Origin of the sequence: Flavobacterium sp. BFFFF1 (assembly GCF_002256285.1) — a bacterium.
In the GTDB taxonomy this organism is placed as follows: domain Bacteria; phylum Bacteroidota; class Bacteroidia; order Flavobacteriales; family Flavobacteriaceae; genus Flavobacterium.
The window spans coordinates 43,084-68,136 of the sequence record NZ_NKJE01000013.1; the positions used below are offsets into that span (position 1 = coordinate 43,084).

At 45.7% G+C, this 25,053-nt stretch carries 14 protein-coding genes; 5 read left to right on the forward strand and 9 right to left on the reverse strand.

The window, feature by feature from the left end; genetic code table 11:
• Nucleotides 1-20: 20 nt before the first annotated feature.
• The 4 genes from CFE23_RS09710 to CFE23_RS09725 form a co-directional block, all read right to left on the reverse strand.
• Complete coding sequence (locus CFE23_RS09710) at nt 21-398, reverse strand: DUF1801 domain-containing protein (RefSeq protein ID WP_291087198.1); 378 nt, start codon at nt 396-398, stop codon at nt 21-23.
• Nucleotides 385-846, reverse strand: a complete 462-nt coding sequence (locus CFE23_RS09715; protein WP_291087200.1) for a GNAT family N-acetyltransferase — start codon at nt 844-846, stop codon at nt 385-387. Before CFE23_RS09715 ends, CFE23_RS09710 begins: the two co-directional genes overlap by 14 nt.
• An 88-nt stretch (nt 847-934) precedes the next feature.
• On the reverse strand, nt 935-1,513 hold the full coding sequence (locus CFE23_RS09720) for an NUMOD4 domain-containing protein (RefSeq protein ID WP_291087202.1): 579 nt from the start codon (nt 1,511-1,513) through the stop codon (nt 935-937).
• A gap of 170 nt (nt 1,514-1,683) precedes the next feature.
• Nucleotides 1,684-2,835, reverse strand: a complete 1,152-nt coding sequence (locus CFE23_RS09725; protein WP_291087204.1) for an acyltransferase — start codon at nt 2,833-2,835, stop codon at nt 1,684-1,686.
• Nucleotides 2,836-3,318: 483 nt separating this feature from the next.
• On the opposite strand from CFE23_RS09725, the gene tgt reads away from it, so the two are divergent.
• From tgt to dnaB, 5 genes are all read left to right on the forward strand, one after another.
• The gene (tgt, locus tag CFE23_RS09730; RefSeq protein WP_291087206.1) at nt 3,319-4,449 is read left to right on the forward strand and encodes a tRNA guanosine(34) transglycosylase Tgt; all 1,131 of its coding nucleotides are present in this window, start codon (nt 3,319-3,321) and stop codon (nt 4,447-4,449) included.
• 132 nt (nt 4,450-4,581) lie between these two features.
• Nucleotides 4,582-5,667 carry an LptF/LptG family permease gene (locus CFE23_RS09735; protein WP_291087208.1) on the forward strand — a complete coding sequence of 362 codons (1,086 nt, stop codon included), beginning with the start codon at nt 4,582-4,584 and terminating at the stop codon, nt 5,665-5,667.
• Entirely contained in the window at nt 5,654-6,541 is an 888-nt protein-coding gene (locus tag CFE23_RS09740; protein ID WP_291087210.1) for a DMT family transporter, read from the forward strand. The genes CFE23_RS09735 and CFE23_RS09740 overlap by 14 nt, the downstream gene beginning before the upstream one ends.
• A 295-nt stretch (nt 6,542-6,836) precedes the next feature.
• A complete protein-coding gene (locus CFE23_RS09745; RefSeq protein WP_291087212.1) occupies nt 6,837-7,790 on the forward strand; it encodes an acetyl-CoA carboxylase carboxyltransferase subunit alpha in 954 nt (317 codons plus the stop codon).
• Nucleotides 7,791-7,943: 153 nt separating this feature from the next.
• Complete coding sequence (gene dnaB / locus CFE23_RS09750; RefSeq protein WP_291087214.1) at nt 7,944-9,485, forward strand: replicative DNA helicase; 1,542 nt, start codon at nt 7,944-7,946, stop codon at nt 9,483-9,485.
• 126 nt (nt 9,486-9,611) lie between these two features.
• Here dnaB and CFE23_RS09755 read toward each other — a convergent pair whose 3' ends face one another.
• The 5 genes from CFE23_RS09755 to CFE23_RS09775 all read right to left on the reverse strand — a co-directional run bounded on the left by CFE23_RS09755 (nt 9,612) and on the right by CFE23_RS09775 (nt 25,042).
• The gene (locus CFE23_RS09755; protein ID WP_291087216.1) at nt 9,612-19,652 is read right to left on the reverse strand and encodes a YDG domain-containing protein; all 10,041 of its coding nucleotides are present in this window, start codon (nt 19,650-19,652) and stop codon (nt 9,612-9,614) included.
• Nucleotides 19,653-19,836: 184 nt separating this feature from the next.
• A complete protein-coding gene (locus CFE23_RS09760; RefSeq protein ID WP_291087218.1) occupies nt 19,837-21,663 on the reverse strand; it encodes a T9SS type A sorting domain-containing protein in 1,827 nt (608 codons plus the stop codon).
• A gap of 7 nt (nt 21,664-21,670) precedes the next feature.
• Nucleotides 21,671-22,846: a porin gene (locus tag CFE23_RS09765; RefSeq protein ID WP_291087220.1), complete on the reverse strand. Its 1,176-nt coding sequence runs from the start codon at nt 22,844-22,846 to the stop codon at nt 21,671-21,673.
• A 1-nt stretch (nt 22,847) separates the two neighbouring features.
• Entirely contained in the window at nt 22,848-23,576 is a 729-nt protein-coding gene (locus CFE23_RS09770; protein ID WP_291087222.1) for an SdiA-regulated domain-containing protein, read from the reverse strand.
• Nucleotides 23,573-25,042 (reverse strand): Ig domain-containing protein, encoded by a 1,470-nt coding sequence (locus tag CFE23_RS09775; RefSeq protein ID WP_291087224.1) that lies wholly within the window; start codon nt 25,040-25,042, stop codon nt 23,573-23,575. Before CFE23_RS09775 ends, CFE23_RS09770 begins: the two co-directional genes overlap by 4 nt.
• Nucleotides 25,043-25,053: the final 11 nt, after the last annotated feature.

Genomic DNA, 25,053 nt, shown 5'->3' on the forward strand with positions numbered 1-25,053 from the left:
CCTTTTTTGCGATGCTAGGCCTAATGTTTCTTTTTCTTCCTCGCAGCCACTTTACCAATGTTTTCAGCTACACGAAATCTGACGATTTTCGAAATCAAAGCATCGGGTAAAGGTTCATTTAACGGAAACTGAATGGAGCCTTTTGCAGTCTTATAGGATGCGATATCCTCGCTGAAGTTCGCCACACCCGAAGCGCCCGGATAAAAACCAATATGATTTTTATACCCCGAAAAGTAAACCAGCGCGCCGTGGAGTTTATAAGCAGGCATCATGTAACTGATACTTTCTTCTGCGTCCGGTGCGGCATCTTTTATAATGCCCCGCATCTGTGACAATAGCTTTTGCGTAGCATCGGGAAATGATGCAATAAACTCGTCCACGCTGCTAAAGTCTTTCATCGGGAAGAGATTTTTCAAAGCAGATGCTGTTTTCAACGCCCGCATACTGTCCGAAATTTGGAATGACTTTGTAACCGCTTTTCTGATATAGTGCAATCGCCTCCGGTTGCTGGTTTCCCGTTTCGAGAATTGTTTTATGGTAGCCCAGTTCCTTTGCCCAGTGTTCAAGCGATTTCAATATGCCTGAAGCAATTCCCCGTCCTCTCAATGATTCCGGCACAAACATCCTTTTAATCTCGACAGTATCATCAGAAAAGCCTTTGAAAGCGCCACAACCTACGGCTTCATTCCCTTCGTAAGCGACAATCACATTTTTAATAGTATCGATTTTATTGAATTGTGCATAAAACGCATGATCGGCTCCGTCGCGGATCCGCAAATCCGCATCAAGCAGTGCTACAAGGCTTATAAACTCAGGATTTGTCGAATCGGTTCTTCGATGTTCCATGGTAAACGCAGTTTTTTTACGAAGATAAGAAAATGCAGAAAGGCCGTAAAACAAAATTCTACAGCCTTACGTTTTTTTTCACTCTTTTCTACACGACTACAGTGCTCCAGTTTTCGCCGCTTTGAATCCTGCGAATTTGCATTTCGCTTACACCAAATTGTTTCGCGAGCATTTTCAAGCGGGTCTTACGGTTAGGATCCTGTAACAGCTTCTTGATGTGAATGACTTTAGTCACTGTGAGTTTCCTGCCATCGGCCTTGAGGTTGTACTCAATCAGGTTCTTTTTGGCTTTAATCACATGTGGGCTTTTCCTGTGGTGTGCCAGTTTTTCTTCATAAGTGGCCCAAACAAGATTTTTCACCACATCATTGCTGCGATCGTGATCGAGGTGCAAAATGTACTTGTGTTCTTCTGACGGCTGCGGAATAAAAAGCTCCGCAACAATTCTGTAAATCAGAATATTCTTGTTGACAACCTTGTTTTCAATACGTGTTTTGAAGTGCAGCGTTTTGTAGCCATCGGAAAGGCCTCCCTTAAGCAGGTCACCATTCCGGATATCGTCTGTAAAACTGATAATCCGGCCGCGGTTCGAAACAGCGTAACGTTTTCTGAGATTAAAGGGAATTGCTACTTCCCTGAATTCTTCGTCCGGGTAAATTCTAAACATTTTTTTAGGGGATTTATTTGTAGTGTAAATTTAACTAAAGTTCTGTCTTTTACAATGATAATTTTTATTCTTAACAGCATTTTAAGTGAATCTTAGGGAAATATCGTTTCGAGAACCCATCGATTTTACATATTTTCGCTATTTACCGCGGTGTTTCGTCAATTCAAACATTAATCCACATCCTTGATTTTAGAAAATCGGGGCTTAAATTTTAGAAATATCTTTTCGTAGAAGTGAAAAGAAATTGCCGCCAACACGATCGTTATGAAGAGGCTTACAGGATAAATGATCAAATTAGACGTAGTTCCGTAATAAATTGCGAGCTGAAGTACCAAAACAATCGCTATGGGATGATACATGTAAATGCCGTAGGAAATTTTTCCAAGGTGGTGTAAAATTTTGGTTTCCAGTAACATCGGAATTTGTTTATTAACTGCTAGATTCAGGATAATGATTCCATAAAGCATCGAATAAAATTCGAAATGTACATAGTGCACATACACCCCGAAGCACATCAACAGCACCACCGTCAGCAGTACAACCCAGAACAGCCACTTGTTGGTCAATATCCGCAGCAACGGGTGATTTTTAAAAAGCAATATGGCATACACCCCACCAATCGCCATACAATCGATGTTAAAGCTGGACCAGAATGCCGCGAACGTACTTTTATAAGGGATAAAGTCCGAATGCCCGGTAGCCAGAAATTTTGCCACCACCAGATAAAAAATCATGATCGACAACATCGCGTAAATCCTGAATCTTTTCAGCCACCTTAAAAACCAGGGCCAGATCAGGTAAAACTGCTCTTCGGTGCCGATAGACCAGAGGTGCGCGGCATAAGGTACCGGACCGTATAATGACAAGGCAAGGTTAGGCAGGAAAAATACAAACAGCAAAATTTTCGGCACCAGGTCCTGATATACCACTGTTTCCGGATACCCGGGCAAAGTTAATAAATCGACATGCGGAATCACCGCAAACGCCAACACCATGATCATAAAATACAACGGCCATATCCGCAACGCGCGCCGGATGTAAAATTTCAGTATGCTGAATGATTGGAAGGACTTTTCTTCTGACAACATTAAAAACGTGATCAGGAAACCGCTTAGCACAAAGAACAATACGACGCCCAGCTTTCCAATGATGCGGATCGCCGGCGAATCATCCCAATAGTTTTCAAGTCCAAACAGCACCTTAAACTGTTCAATGTGAAAAATAATGACGAGCAATGCCGCGATAAATCGAAGTCCGTTAAGGTTTGGGAAATAGATTTTCTGGCTGTCCATTTTAATATTCGGTGTGATTTGTTCGCCCATTGTAAACCGGCATAAGTAAACGTTGAACGTTAACGAAGATAGCAAAAAACCAGCTCGACAGATGATGAGATGATGGTTTTAGAAGAATAGCGTCGCGGTTTGTATTTTTTTTGAGGAGCATTTTCCTGCTATCCGCAGTAGTTTTATGGCTGAACCCCAGCCATAAAAGCTACACGCTGCTATCAGGGCTGGCGTACCGGAGCCGAAGTGGAAAATCAGAAAAAATTAAAGTGCTGTTATAGCAGCACATAAAATGCAAAAAAATCCCGTAACACAGCGTTGCGGGATTTTCTGGATTATTCTGATTGATGATAAGAATTTTTGATCGGTGATTTCAATTAAAGACGGATAGTATCGTTTTTTGTTACAAAGTGGACAAACTTTTTTGACGAATCTCCTAAACATTTCTAAAAATTCAAACCAACTGATTTTCAAATTCCTTAATTAAACTATCTTTGCCATCCCGAAAAGCGGGAACCTGATATGAAATTTGAATTACTACAAAAAGATCCGCAATCCAAAGCCCGTGCAGGAAGTATTACTACTGATCACGGCGTGATTGAAACCCCGATTTTTATGCCTGTGGGCACCGTGGCGTCTGTAAAGGGCGTGCACCAACGGGAACTGAAAGACGATATAAATCCTGATATCATCCTCGGCAACACTTACCATTTGTACCTTCGGCCGCAAACGGAGATTCTTGAGAAAGCCGGAGGCCTGCATAAGTTTATGAACTGGGACCGCAATATCCTCACCGATTCCGGCGGATACCAGGTGTATTCGCTTTCCGCAAACCGAAAGATCAAAGAAGAAGGCGTCAAATTCAAATCGCATATCGATGGATCCTACCATTATTTTACGCCGGAAAATGTGATGGAAATCCAGCGCACCATCGGCGCCGATATCATCATGGCGTTTGATGAATGTACCCCATACCCATGCGATTACCGGTACGCCCAGCGTTCGATGCACATGACACACCGTTGGCTGGACCGCTGTATTGCCCATTTGGATAACCTGCCTTTCAAGTATGGATATGAACAGACGTTCTTTCCCATTGTACAGGGCAGTACTTATAAGGATTTGCGACGTCAATCGGCGGAGTATATTGCGAACACTGGACAGCAGGGCAATGCCATAGGCGGATTGTCGGTAGGAGAACCTGCTGAAGAGATGTACGCGATGACCGAAGTGGTTTGTGAAATCCTTCCGGAAGACAAACCGCGTTATCTTATGGGGGTAGGTACACCGATTAATATTCTGGAAAACATTGCGCTTGGCATTGACATGTTTGATTGCGTCATGCCAACCAGGAACGCGCGTAACGGCATGCTGTTTACTTCAAATGGTACGATCAACATCAAAAATAAAAAGTGGGAAGCCGATTTTTCGCCTTTGGACGAAATGGGACACACTTTTGTGGATACAGAATATACGAAAGCCTATCTGCGCCATCTATTTGCTGCTAACGAATACCTTGGAAAGCAGATTGCTACCATCCATAATCTTGGATTTTACATGTGGTTGGTTCGCGAGGCCAGAAAACATATCTTAGCGGGAGATTTCCGCGAGTGGAAGGAAAAAATGGTGAAACAGATGGACCAGCGCCTGTAACAGGCAAAGGTCGAAGGCGAAAGTCTGAAAGTCTAAAGTCGAAAGAAATTCCAACGACAAAGACTTTAGACTTTAGATGTTCGACTTTCAGACTTCAGACTTTAGATTTTCAGACTTTTAGACATTAGACGAATGAGCATAATCGACAAATACATCCTGAAACGCTACCTCTCTACTTTTGTGGTGATGTTGTTGATGTTCATCCCCATTGGGATCGTCATTGACGTTTCTGAGAAAGTAAACAGGATGTTGCAGAACAAAGTGGTATTTAAGGCCATTGCGATTTATTATTTCGACTTTACGATTTACTTTGCGAACCTGTTGTTCCCCATTTTCCTGTTTTTATCGGTAATCTGGTTTACGTCTAAACTGGCTAATAATACCGAGATTATCGCGATATTAAGCTCCGGGATATCATTCAACCGTTTCTTAAGGCCCTACATTATTGGCGCAACAACGGTATCCCTTTTTTCATTGTTGATGGGGTTTTACCTTGTGCCGTCCGCGAGTGAGGGTTTTAATAATTTCAGGTATACCTATCTTCGTGGAAACGGGCTCAATGAGATGCGGAAAAGCAGTGATGTGTTTCGGCAAATCAGCGACAACGAATATATCTATGTCCAAAATTTCAATTCCAAAGCCGGTATCGCTTTTAAGTTCACTTTGGCAAAGTTTGACAAGAATAACAAAATGGTATTTAAGATTGATGCCGATAAGATCAAGTATAATCCGAGTAGTAAAAACTATACGATGTTTCAATATAGGAAGCGGACCCTTGGATTGCTAAATGACAAGCTTGAGAAAAGTCCAAAGCGCGATACGATTTTCAATTTTGATCTCGAGGATCTCGCCCCAACCGTTTACGTTGCCGAAACATTGAGTTTCGGGGAACTCAATAAGTTTATCGACAGGGAAAGGCAGCGAGGCTCTTCAAGTATCAATACGTATCTGGTCGTGTTGTACAAGAAATACAGTATTCCGGTTTCTGCCTTCATTCTGACGATAATCGCTGTGGCGGTATCTTCGATGAAACGCCGGGGCGGGATGGGGATGAACCTTGCCATCGGAATTGCATTGGCTTTTATTTACATCTTTTTTGATAAGATTTTCGGTGTGCTCGCTGAAAAATCGAGTATTCCACCACTGCTTGCCGTATGGATACCCAATATCGTGTTTGGTATTTTAGCCATTTACCTGTTACGCAATGCCAAGCGCTAAATTTAAGGCATACTTAAACCTGCACCTAATTGTCTTTATCTGGGGGTTTACTGCCGTGCTGGGCGCCCTGATTCAGGTGAAAGATGCTTCGCTGGTTTGGTATCGCATGCTGAGTGCCGGAATCTTTTTACTCCTTTACCTGCTTTTTTCAGGAAAGAAAATTTTGCTTCCGTTGAGGGCGGCGTCAAATCTCGTATTTGTCGGTTTGCTCATCGCGATTCACTGGGTGTTTTTCTTTCGTGCGATCAATATCTCGAATGTATCTGTAACGCTGGCCATGTTTTCGGCCGGCGCCTTTCTGGCTTCTGTGCTGGAGCCCCTGTTTTATAAGCGGAAGATGCTTTGGTACGAAGTACTTTTTGGCCTGGTCATCATCGCTGGACTTTTCATGATTATGAACGTGGAAGTACGTTACATTGATGGCGCCCTGTGTGCGTTATTTTCGGTGTTCGTAGGCGTCGTTTTTACGCTTTTTAATGGCAAGCTGATCCAAAAACACGACCCTGCGGTCATCACGCTTTATGAATTTTTTGCAGGTACTTTTTTTGTATCGCTTTACCTGCTGTACGAAGGCGCATTTACCCCCATGTTTTTTAAAGTGTCGCTACACGATTGGATGCTGATCTTATTGCTGTCGTCGGTGTGTACTGCGTATGCTTTCACCGCTTCAGTGAATGTGATGAAGAAGCTGACACCTTATACCGTCATGCTGACAACGAATCTCGAACCGGTTTACGGCATTGTGCTTGCGTATTTCATCATAGGGCAAGGGGAACGCATGAGCCTTTCTTTTTATGTGGGTGCCTCCGTGATTATTGTTACGGTCATTTTGAATGGCGTCATTAAGAATTACAGCAATCGCAAATCAGTTTAAATTTTGCTTAACATTCCTGTTTTTGGGTAGGATGGCGACGTAAAGATCAGGAGTTAAGGGTCATCGTGTGAGTTGGCTAAGGGACCGCGCGACGGATGGCAGCGGCATCCTTTTTTGCCAATGGCTCCGCATTGTTGGAAAAGCAGCGAGGCAAAAAAGATACAGCGGACAGCCGGACCCGGCGGAGCAAGGGTCGCGCCAAAAATGTTTACAACTTAAAGCAAAAAAGTACTTTTGTTCCCCATTTTAAATTTTATCTTTGTAGTTCCAATTTTAATTAAAACGCACAAATCCTATGGAATATTTAGATTTTGAGCTTCCCATAAAAGAGCTGGAGGACCAGTTGGACAAATGCCAGGTCATCGGCCAGGAATCTGATGTGGATGTGACCAATACCTGCAAGCAGATTGAGAAAAAACTAGAAGAAACCAAGAAAAAGATATATAAAAACTTAACCGCCTGGCAGCGAGTACAATTGTCCAGGCATCCGAACCGCCCGTACACGATGGACCATGTCCATGCCCTTTGTGGCGATTCCTGGCTGGAACTTTTCGGCGACAGGAATTTTAAGGATGACAAGGCGATGATTGGCGGATTAGGAAAGATTGGCGGACAGTCATTTATGATTGTCGGACAACAGAAAGGTTACAATACCAAGACGCGCCAGTACCGCAACTTCGGGATGGCAAACCCTGAAGGGTATCGCAAGGCATTGCGGCTGATGAAAATGGCGGAGAAATTTGGGATTCCGGTTTTGACGCTTATTGATACGCCTGGGGCATACCCTGGATTGGAAGCGGAAGAGCGCGGACAAGGTGAAGCGATTGCGAGGAACATCCTGGAGATGATCAGGCTGAAAACCCCGATTATCGCAGTGATTGTCGGTGAAGGCGCCTCAGGTGGTGCACTCGGAATTGGAGTGGGAGACCGGGTGCTGATGATGGAAAATACCTGGTATTCGGTGATTTCGCCGGAATCCTGTTCGTCGATCCTTTGGAAAAGCTGGGATTATAAGGAACAGGCGGCTGAAGCATTGAAACTGACGTCTACCGACATGAAAAAACAGAACCTTGTGGACGAGGTGATTCCGGAACCTTTAGGCGGAGCGCATTACGACAGGGAAACTGCTTCGAAAACCGTCGAAGAATATATATTGAAGGCTTTTAATGAGCTTAAAGATTTATCAACAGCCGATTTGGTTTCCCAAAGAATGGATAAATACAGCAAGATGGGCGAATTTAAAGAATAGGGCTTAGCACACAAGTCTTTTAAGAAATCCAAAGCCCGGCGTTTTGGATTTTTTTTTGATATGAACAAATTAAAAAAGTTATACTGAGTTATCAACAGCAGTATGCTTACAACTGCACGGAGTTATCGTGTGTCTTTTATCTATTTTCGCAATATGGAAAATTTACGGAGCATTAACCCGATCAAAGTCGACAAAACCACACTGATCAACCTCGAAAAAGGCAAGCTGCCCCCACAGGCGCTCGACCTTGAGGAAGCAGTATTGGGCGCGATGATGATTGATAAGAAAGGGGTTGATGAAGTCATTGATATCCTGCAGCCCGATGCTTTTTACAAAGAAGCGCACAAGCACATTTTTGAGGCGATTGTACAGCTGTTTACCGATACGCAGCCGATTGACTTGCTTACGGTGTCATCACAGCTTAAAAAGAACGCCAAGCTCGATTTGGCAGGCGGCGATTTTTACCTAATCCAGCTTACCCAGAAAATATCGTCGTCGGCGCACATTGAATTCCACTCAAGGATCATTTTGCAAAAATTTATCCAGCGAAGCCTCATTAAAATCTCGTCGGAAATTATCGAAGAATCATACGACGAGACTACCGATGTTTTCGATTTACTGGACAAGGCGGAATCCCGACTTTACGAAGTCACGCAGGGCAACATTAAACGCAGTTCCGAAACCGCCCAGAGCCTTGTAATCCAGGCGAAGAAGAGGATTGAGGAAATTGCCGGTAAAGAAGGCCTCAGCGGCATCGCTACCGGCTTTGAAAAGCTGGACAAGGTCACTTCAGGCTGGCAGCCCAGCGATTTGATTATTATCGCGGCAAGACCAGGTATGGGTAAGACCGCTTTCGTATTGTCGATGGCGAGAAATATCGCGATCGATTTTGGGCATCCCGTAGCGCTGTTTTCGCTGGAGATGTCGTCTGTACAATTAATCACGCGTCTGATTTCGTCAGAAACAGGCCTTTCGTCAGAAAAACTCAGGACCGGGAAACTGGAAAAACACGAGTGGGAACAATTAACCACGAAAGTCAAAAACCTTGAAAAAGCGCCGTTATATATTGATGATACCCCATCGCTCTCTATTTTTGACTTAAGGGCAAAAGCCAGGAGGCTCTCCTCACAGCACGGCATCAAGATGATTATCGTCGATTACCTTCAGCTCATGACTGCTGGAGGCAATGGTAAAGGCGGCGGGAATCGCGAACAGGAGATTTCTACTATTTCCAGGAATTTAAAAGCGCTTGCCAAGGAGCTTGGGGTTCCGGTTATTGCATTGTCTCAGCTGTCGCGTGCCGTCGAAACGCGTGGATCGAGCAAGAGGCCTTTGCTTTCCGATCTTAGGGAATCGGGCGCGATTGAGCAGGATGCGGATATCGTTTCGTTTATTTATCGCCCGGAATATTACAAGATTGATGAATGGGATGATGATGAGCACACACCAACGGAAGGTCAGGCCGAATTTATCATCGCCAAGCACCGTAATGGTAGCCTGGAGAATATACGTTTGAAGTTTATCGGAAACCTTGGTAAATTTGATAATCTTGAGGACTACGGAGGCAGTTACGATGATCTGCCCTCTAAGATGAACCATGAGGACAACCCGTTTACGGTGAAACACCTGCCTACACCAAACGAAGCTTTTGGAAGTAGCGCTAACCATGATGACGACAGCGACGTTCCGTTTTAACTTGCATAACCATTTATAAAAAAACTCCCGTTGATTACGACGGGAGTTTTTTTATAAATGGTCGGAAAGTTTATCCAAAAAAAGAGCCTCCCGAAGGAGGCTCTAAATATGCTAATGGTCGTTGAATTAAAAGACCAACTTTTTAGTAACGGTTTTTTGTTTGCTGTCGCTCACCTGAATGATCAGTACCTGTTGTTCTGCCCGCAGTTCATTCGTAGTGAATGTCGTGCTGTTCACATTACCCTGCTCAAACAATAGCCTGCCGCGGATATCAAATACTTTGACACCATTCATAGGCGTTGTACCGCTGTTGATATTCAAAGTCCCGTTTTGAGCGTAAACAATTACACCCTCGTTGGATAGCGTCGGATTCTCAGTCCCCAGTGGGGCATTTTGGTATACCAACTCGAAACGGTTGGTAAAATTGCCTGCTGTTGATGCAAAAGTATAAGCGCCATTTTTGATGTCGTGGTAGATTCCGGTGAAGTTGTCTTTGATGAAAACAGGCTGATCTCCTGCAAACAAACCATCGGTGTGATCCAGCGAAATGGTATAGGAACCTGCACTTTCAGTGGTAAAACCTAAAGCAACGGTGTCATTAATATCAAACGGCAACGCCCTTCCCTGAATTACATAAGGGGTGTTGTCAACGATTGAAAACAATTTCGCTGCGTTGGTTTCAATCAATTTTCCGTCATATTTAAAGTCGGCATTATTGGTTGCTCCCGGAAGATAACCCACCAGCACCTGATTTAGAACAGCGCTTTCATTAGACAAGTTAAGCCAAATACGGTTTTTGTCATTGTTCGCCGTCCGGAAGAACTGGTTCGCATTGTTAGCAACCCTCATGCTGTTACTGAAATTAATGGTTGTGGAAGCGTTGGTATTTATTACAAATCCCTGTCCTACCTGTATGGTTCCGTTTGGCGTAGCGCTTAATGGCGACGTGTTAGAGGCGGAAGCCGCTCCAGTCGCATTGTAAGAGGCATAGTTTGCTCCCGAAGCCGATCCCTGTAACACGTGTGCCCAAAAGTACAGGGTACTGACAGACGTATTGGCATCTAAGAATAAATCAGCGTCAATGGTTGACGGATAAGGGTTTCCGATCATGTTATACCCTTGGTTCAAATTGGTCACCGCGATTGATTTAGCGCCATTGTTAGGTACACCACGGAAACGTCCGTTAAAGACGGTAGGTGTATTTGGGAATGTGTTTGGCGCCCGAATCATAAATCCTTTGGCCACTTCGAAATCGTTGGTAGCGGGAACGATTGGAGCGAAGTTATTGTTCGTTTCACTCATCGTGTAAAAACGGTTTGGCAACGTGCCTGGAGAAAAAGCCAATAGGTTTTGGCCAAATACAGGTGATGACCAGTACACATAATCCTGGCGTATCATGGTGGCATTACGCTTTACTACAATCTTACCGGAATTCACCGATTCGTTTACCTGGATAAGGTTGGCATTGTTTTCAACGACAACACCGCTGGTCACATTATATTGATCTCCATTGGTTCCCAAATCGATTACGGCATCACTAGTAACCAATTCATTTTGTAATGTAATGTTGGTGCCTGAGCTAACTGTAAGCAAGGTATTTGCATTTACAGTTAGTTTTCCAGCTTCGAATCCACCCTCGATTCCCGAGTTGTAGTCTCCTGCGATTACGGCGTCCACCGCTGCAATTGGTCCGGTGATGTTTGACCACTGGGTACCGTCCCAGGTCACTGTCGACGGCACTGCTTCTCCATAAATCGTCACATCATCAAGCCTGAAAGTACCGGTTCCTGAGGCAGCGGCTGCATTCAAATCGGCACGCTGAGTTCCGTATGGATAGATCCTGAAGGTCACCGTTCCACCATCTGCGGAAGCGAAATCTGCAAAGTCCCAGGTCGCTGTAGTACCTACGGTAGGCGTAAGTGGTGCCGCACCCCATGCTGTAGAAGTCGTAAATCCGTTAGTACTGTAACGAACTTCGAGGCGGTTTGGCGCAGTATTGCTGGCCTGTCTGAAAAACGACAATGACCTTAGGTTTACTTTATATCCTGCTGCTGCGCTTACAGAGAACTCAATATAGGAGGTGTTGACCACATTCGCAGTAGCATTAAGTGTAGTAGAATTAAATACATTTCCTGTCGAATTACAGGTAATCGTACTCCTCGTTAACGGAGCACCCGTGGTGTTTGACGGAACAAATGCAATATTTCCGTTCGTAGGACAAGCGGAGGCACCTGTAAATTGATTCAGGTAAAGGCCACTTTTTACTGTTAACACCTGGATTACATCATTGGCCGCGTTATAGTTAAGGCTTGCCGCCTGTGATGCCGTGATATTTGTAACTCCTGCGCTTAGGATATCAATAACGCCTGATGTAACGGTAGCCACTGCTGTGTCTGAACTGGAGTAGGTGATTGGATTAATGGCTGACGTTGGCGAAGTCGCTGTAAGCGTAAAGTTCGGCTCGAGATCTGTTTTAACAGGAAGCGCACCGAAAGTGATTACCTGACTGGCTTTGTCAATGGTTCCTGTCAGCGCGGGTTGTGCCAAAGTATATTTAGCAGCATCAGCACCAGACAATACAAATGCCGTATTGACATTCTTATTGATTCCTGCGTTCGCATCTTCAAAAGTTCCATTGCCGCTCACGGTCACCACATCAATTCCAACAATTCCGGATAGTGTAGCACCGGTAATGGTTGCGGTGGTCGTTCCGTCATAAACTTTGGTTGTCACAACGGCGTTGATCACGGTAAGCCCTTTAGTACTTACAGTCAGTGATTGATTCACATTTGGCGCCGGGTTGAAGCCTGAACCACCATTTTGTGAAGCGGTGATTATTGTTGTACCTACGCCAACAATGGTTACGGTATCACCTGATACAGTAGCAACGGCCGGATTGGAGCTGATATAGCTTACAGTCAGTCCTGATGAAGCGGTAGCAGTCAATTGGAAAGGCGCATCACCATATACTTTATTGGCTAGCGGGTTGAACGTAATCGTTTGGTCTGTCAGTGACGAATTCACGACATTTAGTGGCTGGATCACATCTGCGGCGGCGAAATAATCAGCATTTCCGGCTTGGGAAGCGGTGATGTTTGTGACACCTGTACCCACAATATGAACCGTATCTCCAATGATAACCGCTACGGCTGTATTGGAGCTGCTGTAAGTAATCTGGTTGATCACCGCGGTGTCTGAATTCGCTGTTAATGCAAAATCAGGATCGGCAACATCTTTTGTTGGCAACGGGTCGAACACGATCGACTGCGTTCCCTTGGCAATGGTTACAGCCAACGTGGCACTGCCTGTACCCGCAGCATTGGTTGCAGATATCGTTACGTTGAAGGTTCCGGCCTGAGTGGGTGTTCCAGTAATTTGTCCGTTCGTGTTGTTGATGGACAGTCCGTTTGGCAATCCTGACGCATTGTAGCTTACCGGTGCGTTAACTGCAGTAATGGTGTAGTTGCTGAAAACCGTTCCAACAGTTCCGCTCGCGGTCAGTACAGCATTTGTTACTACAGGCGCAATCAAGGTCGGTGCAAACGCAACACCTTTAGCAATAGCGCCTGTCGGGGCTGTGTATAAAATCACGTTATTGGCTGTAGTGATGTTAATCGGGGAGTTGTATCCGGCGGTATCGTTAAGCCTTACCACATTATTTGCGGTAAGTGCTCCCTGGCCGGTTGAAACGAAAAGGTAAGCACCACCCGCCTGTGTTTTGGCGGCAATAGAGAATCCTCCGAATGCAGTAGTATACGTACCGTTAGCGGTCCACGATCCTGCTACCAATGAATACTTGGCAATCGTACCGGCAGTATTTGAAGTAGCATACATGGCGTAAAGCACATCGTAAGTGCCATTATTAGCCGATGAAATCAGATAAAAGTCCTGAAGGCTGGTTACGCTTGCGGTAAGTCCTGGCAGCAGTGTTAACGTACCACCTGTTGCGGCGTTTATGGTTCCAACAGCAATGGTGCTGTTTTGTGCATACACGGTTCCTCCAAACGCCTTCACGCCCCTGAAATTACCCGTTGGGCTTGGAGTTGTCGCATTATTGGTATAAAACCCGCCCTGGTCACCGATGAATAGGGTGGTATTGTTTAAACTGGTGGCGCAACGCGCTTGCTGGCCGGAAGTTCCGGTGTACGTGGTCGCCATTGTAAACGTACCCCCATTATTTAACGATCCTACACCTCTTGGATTAAGCGTATTTACGTTGGCAGAGGTATCAGTATTGTTTGCACCCGTGAAATACAATTGTGTACCATCGTTGCTGTTTGCGATATAACATGTCGAGGTAGCACTGGCGGAAAAGCGAAGTGCATTGGCACCCGATCCTGCGATTGCGGTGGTGGTAACGACGCCCGGTGTTGTAGGGTTTAGTTCGACGATCGATGCAGTGGTATTTGAAGTGACACCTGATGCATTGGTAACAAGGACCGCAATATTTCCATTCGTAAATGACGACGACGTTACCGTTAAAGTCTGCGTGACATCTGCTGCAATATTGAAGTTGCCATTACCACCCTGGGTAGCGGTGATTATTGAAGTTCCAATACCTGTAATGGTTACTGTATTTCCTGCAACGGTTGCTACAGCGGGATTGGAACTAATGTAAGAAACTGACAAATTTGATGAAGCCGTTGCCGTAAGGTTGAAATGTGCGTCGACGGTAGTTTTAGTGGGCAGTGTCCCGAATGTTATGGTCTGGTTGGCCTTGGTAATATCGCCTGTCAGCGTTGTAGGCTGGGTAAGGAAATATTTCGCATTGTCAGCGCCTCCCAGCACGAAACTTGTGGTCACCGGAATGGCAGTACCTGCATTAGCGTTGGTAAAGTCTCCATTGCCACTGATCGTAACGTCATCGCTTCCGACAATTCCCGTTAAGGTTGCGCCGGTGATTGTTGCAGCGGTTGTACCGTCATACGTTTTAGTGGTGACCACTGCGTTGGAAACGGTAAGTTCTTTAGTATTTATGGTTAAAGACTGTACCACATCCGGAGCCGGATTAAAACCTGAACCACCGGCCTGTGAGGCGGTGATGTTTGTGGTACCAGGTCCTACAACAGTTACTGTATTTCCTGAAACAGTGGCAACAGCGGTATTTGAACTGGCATAAGTTACTGTCAATCCTGAACTCGCCGTAGCAGTAAGGTTAAAATCAGCGTCGCCGTAAATTTTGTTGGTCAAAGCATTAAAAGTAATGGTTTGATTCGTAAGTGCGGTAGTTGTAACGATGAGGTTTTGGTCTACATCTGCAGCAGCAAAATAATCGCTGTTTCCAGCCTGTGAAGCAGTGATAATCGTGGTTCCGGCACCAACGATGGTAACGGTAGATCCGCTGATGGTGGCTACCGAAGGATCCGAGCTCACATAAGTTATCGGGTTGATTCCTGAAGTTGCAGAGGTAGCTGTTAAATTAAAATCCGCATCACCGGTTTGTTTCGGCGCCAATGCGTTGAAGGCAATCGACTGCGTTCCTTTCGCAATGCTGATGACCAGGGTTTTTGAATCACTTCCGAGTCCGTTAGTCGCCGAAATCGTTACGTTGAAGTCGCCTGCGGTCGTTGGTGTTCCAGTGATTTCTCCTGTCGAAGTATTTACCGACAGTCCGTTTGGTAAAGAGAGTGCATCATAGCTTGTTGGTGTATTCAGCGCTGTAATCGTGTAAGTAAACGCAACACCTACGGTAGCATTTGCAGTAAGCGCACTATTGATCACTGGTGGAGCAGGGCATACGTTAAGCGGTGCGTCGGCATTGCTGATCACCAAAGCGGTAGTTCCACCGGTTGGGTTTACGGTATTTACCGAGGTCCATGTGCCGTCAGTATCTGTAGCACAACCCACTAAAGTATTGGAAATATTTCTTTGCTCAATCCTTTTTACACCATTGGCGTTTACGTTTGGAACAATGGTGTTCCAGCTTCCGGCTGCGGTAGCATAGCCTGTTACCACGCTTCCGATGGTCAATCCGATACTTTCTACTACAGTAGAAGCTATTGGTCGGCCTGTTCCGGTCGTATTTCCATAAAGCTGTACGAAGTTTTTAGCTGTAGCGCTGGACGTACTTTTGATTAATGTACCGCTTGTCGCGTTCGCAGCCGTACCAAATGATAGTACTGTGATACTCTGGTCAAGCGCTTTTCTGTAGTAAGTCAGCGTTCCGGTAGCATTCCCGATTACGATAGTAGGATAAATAAGGTTACCGGCGGTAAATCTTCCGTTCCCCGTATTTACGAATCCGAACCAGCCTGTGTAATTTCCGCTCGCGTCGGTAGTAAATGTTTCGTAATTTCCGGCTGTACTGATGCTCGCGCTTGATGAGTAGATAAATGAAGTTCCTGTACTATTGACCAATAGTGGATTTCCGGCACCGGCATTGGTCGTACCAAAATCAACCGTTCCGCCTCCGGTAGCAGCGTTTGTTGCTCCATTAATGAAATATCTGTAAGAAGTATTTGGTGTCAATCCGCTCACAGTGGCCCTGAAAATTACAGGAAGCCTTGAGGAAGTTCCTGAGGCCATATATTGCGGAACAATGACACCCGTAAAACCACTTTGGGTAAGCAAAGGCGCATTTACAACCTGTGGCTGTATGACGTTCGCTGCTGCATTGTAATTCGAATCACCAGCCTGAGAAGCGGTAATATTGGTTGTTCCTGATCCTGTTATGGTAACAGTGTTACCTGTAACTGTCGCTACGCCTGGAGCAGAACTTGCAAAAGAAACCGGTAATCCCGAATCCGACGTCGCGCTGATTGTAAATGGTGCATCCGTAGTCGCTTTGGCAGGCAATGCAGCAAAAGTGATCGTTTGGTTTGCTTTTGCAATATCAGCCGTTAAGCTAAGCGGTGTTAACGTATAATTTCCGGCATCAGCTCCCGTGATGGAGTATCCGGTCACAACTACCGTTTTTGCTGTACCGGCATTCGCCGTGTCAAATGTGGCCGTTGGCGTTCCGGTTAGGGAAACATCTTCTGAACCGACTACACCGCTCAAGACAGCCGTACCGTTAAGGGTAGCAGCAGTAGTTTGGTCGTATGTTTTATTATTTGCGGTAATTCCCGTTATCGTAAGTGTTGCGGTGGTGATATTTGCCGATAAACTTGCGGGCTGTGTAATGCTGTAATTGCCAGCATCAGCACCTGTAAGGGAAATAGCCGGCGTGACAGCGATTGCGGTACCAATGGCAGCGCTGGCAAAATTTCCTGCACCAACATAAGAAACTACATCACCACTGATGATACCCTGAAGCGTACCCGTGATTGTTGCGGTCGTAGTACCGTCATAAGTTTTGTTGGCCGCCACCGCACTGTCAAGCGTTAACGCCTTTGGTGTGATGGCTGCAGTTAATCCCGTTGGTTGGGTCAACGAATAGTTTGATGCATCAGTACCAGTTAACACAGCGGTTGAGGTGACGTTGATCGCATTCCCCACCGTTTCCGTAGCAAAAGTTCCGGTCCCTGTGAAACTTACATCGTCTGCGTTGACGATGCCTGTCAATGTTCCTGTGATAACGGCATCCGTATTGTTGTTATAAATCTTATCTGCAGCTACAGCGCCTGAAATCGTGAGTGCCTTAGCATTTACAGTCAATACCTGGTCAACAGGGACTGCACTGTCGTAGGTACTGTTGCCAGCCTGAGAGGCAGTGATCGTTGTATTGCCCACACCAACAATCGTAACAGTATTTCCTGAAACGGTCGCGACATTTGTGTTGGAACTTACATAAGATACAGTCAATCCTGAACTTGCAGTAGCAGTCAGGTTGAAATTGGCATCACCATAAGTAACCGCTGAAAGCGCATTGAATGTAATGGTTTGTGGTGTTAAAGCACCGGCGATAATATTAGCGGTTAGCCCTGTTGGCTGGGTTAAAGTATAGTTACCAGCTTCAGTTCCCGATAAAGTACTTGTTGATGTTACAGGGATCGCTGTTCCAACCGAAGCCGAATCAAAAACGCCCGTTCCGTTTAAAGTAACATTGTCAGCACCAACTATACCGGATAAGGTACCTGTAATGACTGCTGCGGTTGTACCGTCAAAGGTTTTGTCCTGAGCAGCAGCACCTGTGATGGTCAACGCTTTCGGATTTACGGTGCTTGAAACGGTTGCCACATTCACGGCAACAGCTCCGGCACTGGAATTGGAAATATTTCCTGAATAGGCTCCAACGGCAACTGTTCCTGATAAACGGACATAAATTGTAGTGGAAGAAATGGTTCCCGCAGCACCAACAGTGATTGGTGAAGCGTTAGTACCCACATTCGCTGAAAAGTCTGAAGTTGTAGAAACTTCAAATCCAACTGCTGGCGTAACCGTAATGCCCGCGGTCATGTTATCACCTGAAAGCGAATAAGAAGTAGTAGCAGACGGCGTTCCATAGGTAGTGGACAGCGCGCTTAAAGTCCCTGTTGTATTGATGGTAGGAACCAGGTTTTCAGGAACGATCTCTCCGTTGCTTAAGATGGCAGCATGTCCGGTGTATCCTGTAAAACTGATTTTAGCCAATTGTGCTGAAGTCAAACCTGTTGCTGTAGAACCAACGAAGATTTTTCCGGCAGTTCCAGACGCGCCGGCAGTTCCCGTCCATCCTGTAACGGTCAAAGCAGTTCCATTCCATGTAACGGCGTTGCTGGCGGCAAAATTAATGGTATGGGAAGCAGCACCTAAAGCGATTGTGCCTGTAGTGTTCAGGTTTAAAGTACCTACTGACTGGTTAAAGCCGGTAGCTGTACCCAATGTGCCACCATTAAGGGTTACATTGGTGGATGACGCTAAAGCATTGGCGATTCCTAAATCCAGTTTTCCGCCTGAAACAGTTGTTGTCCCGGTGTAGGTGTTTGCGCTGGTTAGCGTCAGTGTTCCGGTATTGCTTTTTACAATGTTTCCACTGCCGGCCAATCTCGACGTTAAAGTATTTACAGCTCCTGTTCCAAAAGTCGTGTTTCCTGATTGGTTAATTGTAAGTGTATGTCCTGAACCAAGGTTCACGGTTTGTGCGATAGTGCCTGCAACAGCCGTCCAGGTATTGGATAAACTGCTGATGCTTTGTGATGCATTGTTAAGATTTACCGTAGTGGCATTGGTACCGGTTTGTGCCAATGTTAAAGCACCTGTTCCCATTGAGGAACCGCTGTTAACGGTAAGCGCACCATTACCAATGGTGGTTGCACCAGTTAAATTATTTCCTGTACCTGAAAAAACCAGTGTTCCTGATGCCGCTTTGAACAATGCTCCTGAGCCTGTTGCGTTACCACTAAATGTAATAGTCCCGCCTGAAGATGGCTCTATGCGGGTATCTGCAAGAAAATTTACTGTTCCTGCCCAGGTGGTCGTGATACCGGAACCCAAATCAAGTGAAGGTAAGGCAGTTTGGTTTGGATTGAATTCCAGTGCTTGTGTAGCACCACCAAAAGTTCCGGCGATATTAAATCGCATTACCCCCGAGGTGTTAATCCTTATTGTTCCGGTAGTCGGTAAAGCTGCAACGGCATCAATACGTAGCCTTCCCGTTCCAGTAGTGCTGTTTACGATAATTCCGCCGCTGAAAGTATTGGCTCCGGAAAGAATTAAGTTTCCTGAACTTGTTCCGTTATAGGTCAGTTGCCTATTTGCTCCAGATATTATGCTCGAAATGGTGACATTTCCAGTATTGTCTATGTTGACGTTGTTCGTCGTGGCATTCCCGAGAACGATTCCTAAGGTTGTTCCTGATGAACCGCCCTGGTTATTTTGAAATGTGAAGTTTCCACCCGCATTCCTGATAATGGTATTGCTTACGCCATTTACCGTCGCACCGTTTAGTGTCAGCGTACCGCTTGCGCCACTACTGCTGTTCCCGAGGAGAGGCATGTTCGTGGTTTTAGCCGAAGTAAGTTCGATGGCTCCAACCTGTACGTTGCTATTCGTGTTGGAATTGATTCCAACGCCTACAGTAGTACTTGTGGGGTTCGCGCCAAACTGCGCGGTTCCTGTAGATGTTGGAGTAGAACCTCCAGTCCAGTTGGATCCGGTAAGCCAGGCAGATCCGCCGGTACTTGACCATAATTGGGCGCTCGCCTGATTGAGGCCAAACAGTAAAACAGCTAAAAGAAGGCAGGCCTGTTTTAAAGACACAGCATTTTTAGCTTTTCTGTAATGGTTGTTGCGTAATTTGTTTTCCATAAGACAAGTTGTAAATTTTAATCCTGTTAAAAAAATCCCAACAAAATTAGGTTTATTTAAGGGGTATCCCGAAAATCGGCTATTACGATATGGTTAAAAAATTGGTGTAGTTTTTTAATTTAATGTAAACAAAAAAAGCTACCCGGTTAGGGGCAGCTTTGTATTGCTTGAGTAGGCGTAAGAATTAACGCACCATTTTCAATACCACACCATCGGCGTTCCGAATGAAGTAAACGCCTTTCGAAAGCGTACTAATGTTTAAATCGGTAACTTGATCTGCCTTCATCACCTGTTTTCCGCTGAGGTCTGAAATCGTAATATCTGAAGCTGTATTAAAATGAATCGTATTGCCGTTTGCCGGATTTGGATAAAAACTGAAGCGATTCGTTTTCTGAATATCATCTGTCGATAACTGCACATTCGTGAAACCAATATCGTCTATTGCCAACTGGGCGCGACTGCCTGTGCCGCTGATGTAATAATACACCCACCTGATTTGCACGACTTCCTGGTAAAAACATTCCGCAGGCAATGGCGTGACGAAAGTTTGAAAGGTATTGTCCTCGCCGCTGATATAATCCTGAACGGTTGGGAACTCTGTCCATCCCGTGTTGGGATTTCCGTTGCCATTCCCGATGCGGTATTGCATCCTGATTCCATAAACACGATTGTTTTTCAGTATCGTCCTCGCGGTCCAGTTAAGGTCTGCCGATATGGCAAGAGGCATATCGAGTCCGCCAATCGTTCCCAGTGTGCTGATCGCAAGCACTACGGCTCCGGCACGGCCATTGTCAATTACGGCTCCTGCTGCCTGCGTTGGGTCTGAACCATCGCAAACACCTGTATATTGTGAATTACCTGTATTAACAAAAGAAACGCCATTGTCTCCCTCGCCAAAAAATCTGGACCTGTTTGTCAGGTTATATAGACAATGCCAGTCTTCGGTAAACTGCACGTTAAGGTCTGGATCTGTAATTCCGTGCGTCCAAAAAGCCATATTCGCTGGGAAAGTATTCATTGCTGAAGCAGGGTCCCAAGCGGTGAAAATGGGCGCCATACCTTCATATATCTGGATCGGCTCCGGGTTGGTTACACTAATACTGGATGCAGTTCCCGAAAGCGCTACTTCAGCGTTCGCTACGCCTGGCGTGCTGATGGTCAGTGTGCCGGTGTAATCGCCTGCTGTCAATACATTCATCCTAACGTAAATTACGGTTTCCGCAACAACTCCATCCGTTGCAGCCAGTGCAATAACGGCTCCGTAGGTCCCGTTTTGGGTTTCTGACATTTCAAAGCCTTCTGTAATATTTAAGATGATGTTGCCCGTTAGGTTACTGCCCGATACATTTACTGTATGGGTTGGCGACGGCGACCCCAATACCTGGGTGAAAGTCATCGCAGTTTCATCAACAGCAAGTTGTGGTGCTGAAGATTGTGCAATCGACACATTATCAATTACTAATTTTCCTGCCGTACCGCTTCCATCACCCCTGGTCACTTTAAAACGGACCAGAACGCCGCTTTGGTTGTTTGCAGCCGCTGGCAACGCATAGCTATAATCTGCGAAATCTACCTGATCTGCATTTGGAAGGGATGCGACTTGCTGGGTGCCAATCCATGTTACGCCTGCATCGAGCGAGGTTTCCATGATGAGGATGACATTCCTGGTTCCTGTCCCATCACCATTGAGCATCGATTTTGCCTTAAAGCTGAAAGCCAGCGAAGTGGCAGACGTCATGTCAAGACTCACGCGCACATCACCGGTAAACGAACTGGTGGGGATGATGCTTAATGCAGCTGGCGCCGAAAAATACACGGTCTCATCGCGAAAAATCCGGGTTGCCGTGGCAGGTGGATTCACCAGATTCCCGGTCCAGTTCGGGATAAATTCGATATCGGTACCTTCTGTAAACGCCATGTCAAAGGTTTCGGATGCCGGAAAACTGCCGACTTGGGCAATTGAATTTACTGCGCTGAGCAATAAAAATGTAAAGAGTATTTTTTTAATCATAATGGTGTTATTTAAAGTTTAATTGAATCCCAAGTCTATATTGTTCCTGCCATTTGAATGGATCTATGGTCTCTTCTTTCAGGATGTTAAAGTACTGAAATTTTATCATAGCGTCAAAACCATCAATCTGATAAGCAATCGCCGGCGAAAATCTTCTGGAATTCCCCCGAACAAGATCATTGAGGTCCAGTTGTTCATACCGGGCAGATACAATCGTTTTAAGGCTTTTTGCAAAATAATTCACCTGCGCCACATAACCACCAGCCAGGAAGTAACCCCCAGTTTGTGCTGCCGTCAGGTTATGCAGCAACGGATCGTTTGCCAATTGCGGCATGCCTTTAATCTGGTGCATTTCAAATTGCGCTGAAAAGCCCATGTATTGGAATGCAGCATCAAATCCATACACATACCTTTTGCCGTTGATGACTTTCAATCCGTATTCGCCGGTAGCATTGTCAGGGAAAACTTCACCATCAGGCAATGCTTTATTGGCATAACGTGCGTTAATGCCCACCGTAAACATCGGAATTGGCGTAATCCGGTCGTCAATTTCTCTGTACCTGAACCTCGAGGGATATGAGAAGTCAACCCGCGCAGCATATTCCGGTTGGCCACTGGCATCATTATCACCGTTTAAGGAAAGTTCCCCCAGTCCGGTATAGATGCCGGCATAGGCGTTAATACGCTGATTCCAGAAATCTTTCATGACCGTAACGCCCACATCCCTTTGGCTGAAAACATCACCCCTTGTCAAGTCGGCTCTTTGCCAGTACGTCGAAAAGGTGAATGGAACCATGGAACTCCTGGAATAAAATAATTTGCCATAACCCGCCTGGATCTCTACGAATTTCAGGCCTTTGTATTTAATGTAGGCATCTGCAAGCCCTGGATTTTCCGGATCGGGCTGGGCGTTGTTGTTGTTTGCGGCCATATCGGCAAAATCCACCTGAAGTTCATATTCCCAGGTATTCCCGATGCGGCCTTCCAGTTGTAATTCGGCGTCACGCAACTTAAATCGGTCTTTGTCTTTTGCAAGTTCGCCCGTTTTAAGCAACCTGTAATTGTAGTAAGCGGATACCCCGCCCGAAATTTCAAGCGTGTGGTTTCCGTTGGAAATGGTGAGTTGCGCAAAAGCGCCCGAAACCGAAAACAATAGAACAAGATAAGAATACAAATTTTTCATGTTATTGTTTTTCAGGGTTTTTAAAGAAATAGAGCGTTTTCATATCATCTGAGATTACCAGCAAATTCCCAGCTTTGTCGAAAGCAAGGCCTTCCGGATTGATTAACGGAAGCGTCCACTTTGCGGTTACCTCATACGTTTTTGGATTCAGCCTGAAGAGGGTCCTGTCTTCATCGCTGAGCAGCCACAAAGCGTTATTATAATAAGTTGCCGCGGAGATGTCCCGCGCTATTTTGGACAGGTTGATTTCATTTTCTACTTTCAGATCGGTGTCGAGTTCAAAAAGATAAACAGGGTCTTTTTCGGTTAGGATTACAAATTTGTTTTTGGCTTTGTTAAACGTAAGCGCCTCATAACCTTTATTCCTGCCGCCGGAATAACTCAGGTTAACCGTCCGGATGAGTTTCAGCGTAGCCGCATCAAAGATTTTTACCTTCCGCGTGGTTTCTTCGACCGCGTAAACAAATTTGTCGTCAGCGTATACCGCTTCGTCATCAATGCCAAGGTAATCTGCCTTACGGAGTATGCTTCCTTCGAGGTCCGTTTCGAATAAGTAGCCGCTATCGCTGACCACGTACATTTTCGTTCCGTCTGCACTAATGCAAACGTCCGAAGGTTCCGGAATTTGAAGTGAAATGTGCTTTTCAGGCTTAATGGCCGTTGGTTTTTGTGCTTGTATGGCCACCGTTGTAAGCAACAATGCAGCCACACTAAGTTTTAAGTTGATCATAAGTTGTTTCCGTGGATGGTTATATTGTCAAAGCGATTATTCCCGCTGGCGCCCGATGCTGTCGCGCCAGAGAAATTGATCCTGAAAATGAAGTTTGGATTATTCAAAACGCCGGCTATGCCTGTAAGATCAATGGCAACGAGCTCAAAGTTGGGCTCTGCGGCCGGACTGTAAGTAGTGATGGGTAGTGAAGTGGTAATGAAGTTGACACCGTCAATACTATAAGAATATTGTTGTTCCGTGGCACCGGAACCTGTTCTTTCGGTAGCAAACCGAATGACGATATTCGTATAGCCAACAGTTGATGCTTTGATATCGAGGTTTCTGGTGTTGCTTGGATTCCTTACGCGCAAGCCCAAGCCCTCAACGGCTCCGTTCTGTACATTGATCAGTGATCCGGGTGTAACCTGGTCCATATAACCGGCACCTGTCCCCGGATAAGTAATCGTCCCGGCACTGGTAGTCAGGCTTACATCCGAATTAACAGTCGTAAGGGTTCCCGTAGGCAGCGCGTTGAAATTCCAATAATGAATCAGCGCCGCAACAGGCATGGGATTAACAGTGATGCTGAGTGTTGTTGTGGTGTTCCCGAATGCATTGGAAGCTGTGACAGTATAAGTAGTCGCCGGGCTTTCTGACGCCGGTGTGCCACTGATGATGCCGGTCTCATTGTCAATCGACAATCCATCAGGAAGGGCAGGGGAAATGGTGTAGGAAATTACACTTCCGGTCACCGTAGGATGAAGCGGTGTAATCTCAGTATTGACTGTAAAGGAATTGTTATTGTTGTATTGCAAAGCCGATGGCGCAACACCTGCGGTCAGCGGTTCTGCTTCCAGCGTCAGGTTGTCAAAACGGTTATTCCCTGTAGCTCCGGATGCGTTGGTACCGCCGAAGGCAATCTTTATTTTAAAATTAGGGTTGTTGTCTGTTTCAGATATTCCGGAAAAATCAAGTGTTACCAAATCATTAACCGGGTCTTCCGGTGCGCTGTAGCTGTTTGTTTCGAGGTTTGTGGCTGTAAAATTTACGCCATCGGTGGTGTATGTATAGCTTTGCTGGGTGGCACCTGATCCGCTTCGGGCTGTGGCAAACTTCACAACCGCTTTTTTAAAGCCTGTTGTCGGCACCGAGATAAGCAGGTAGCGCGTGTCGCTTGGGTTTCTGGCTCGCAGTCCGGCACCGTCGATGTCTGAGTTTCTGGCATTTGTGGTGTATCCCGGCGCAAAGTCGTCCATATAACCGGTACCGTCGCCTTCGTAGGAAATCGATGCCTGTCCGGGTAAAAGGCTCATGTCAGGCAGTGCTTCCATCAATGTGCCGGAAGGCAGCGCATTGAAATTCCAATAATGTACCAAGACTGCTTCCGGATTGGTAATGACGGTCGGTTCAGCAATGTCCCTGTCGGAAGTACAGGCTGTAATCAATGAAAGCGCAATAATTAAGCTACAGTAGAAATGCCTCATGTTTTTTTTCC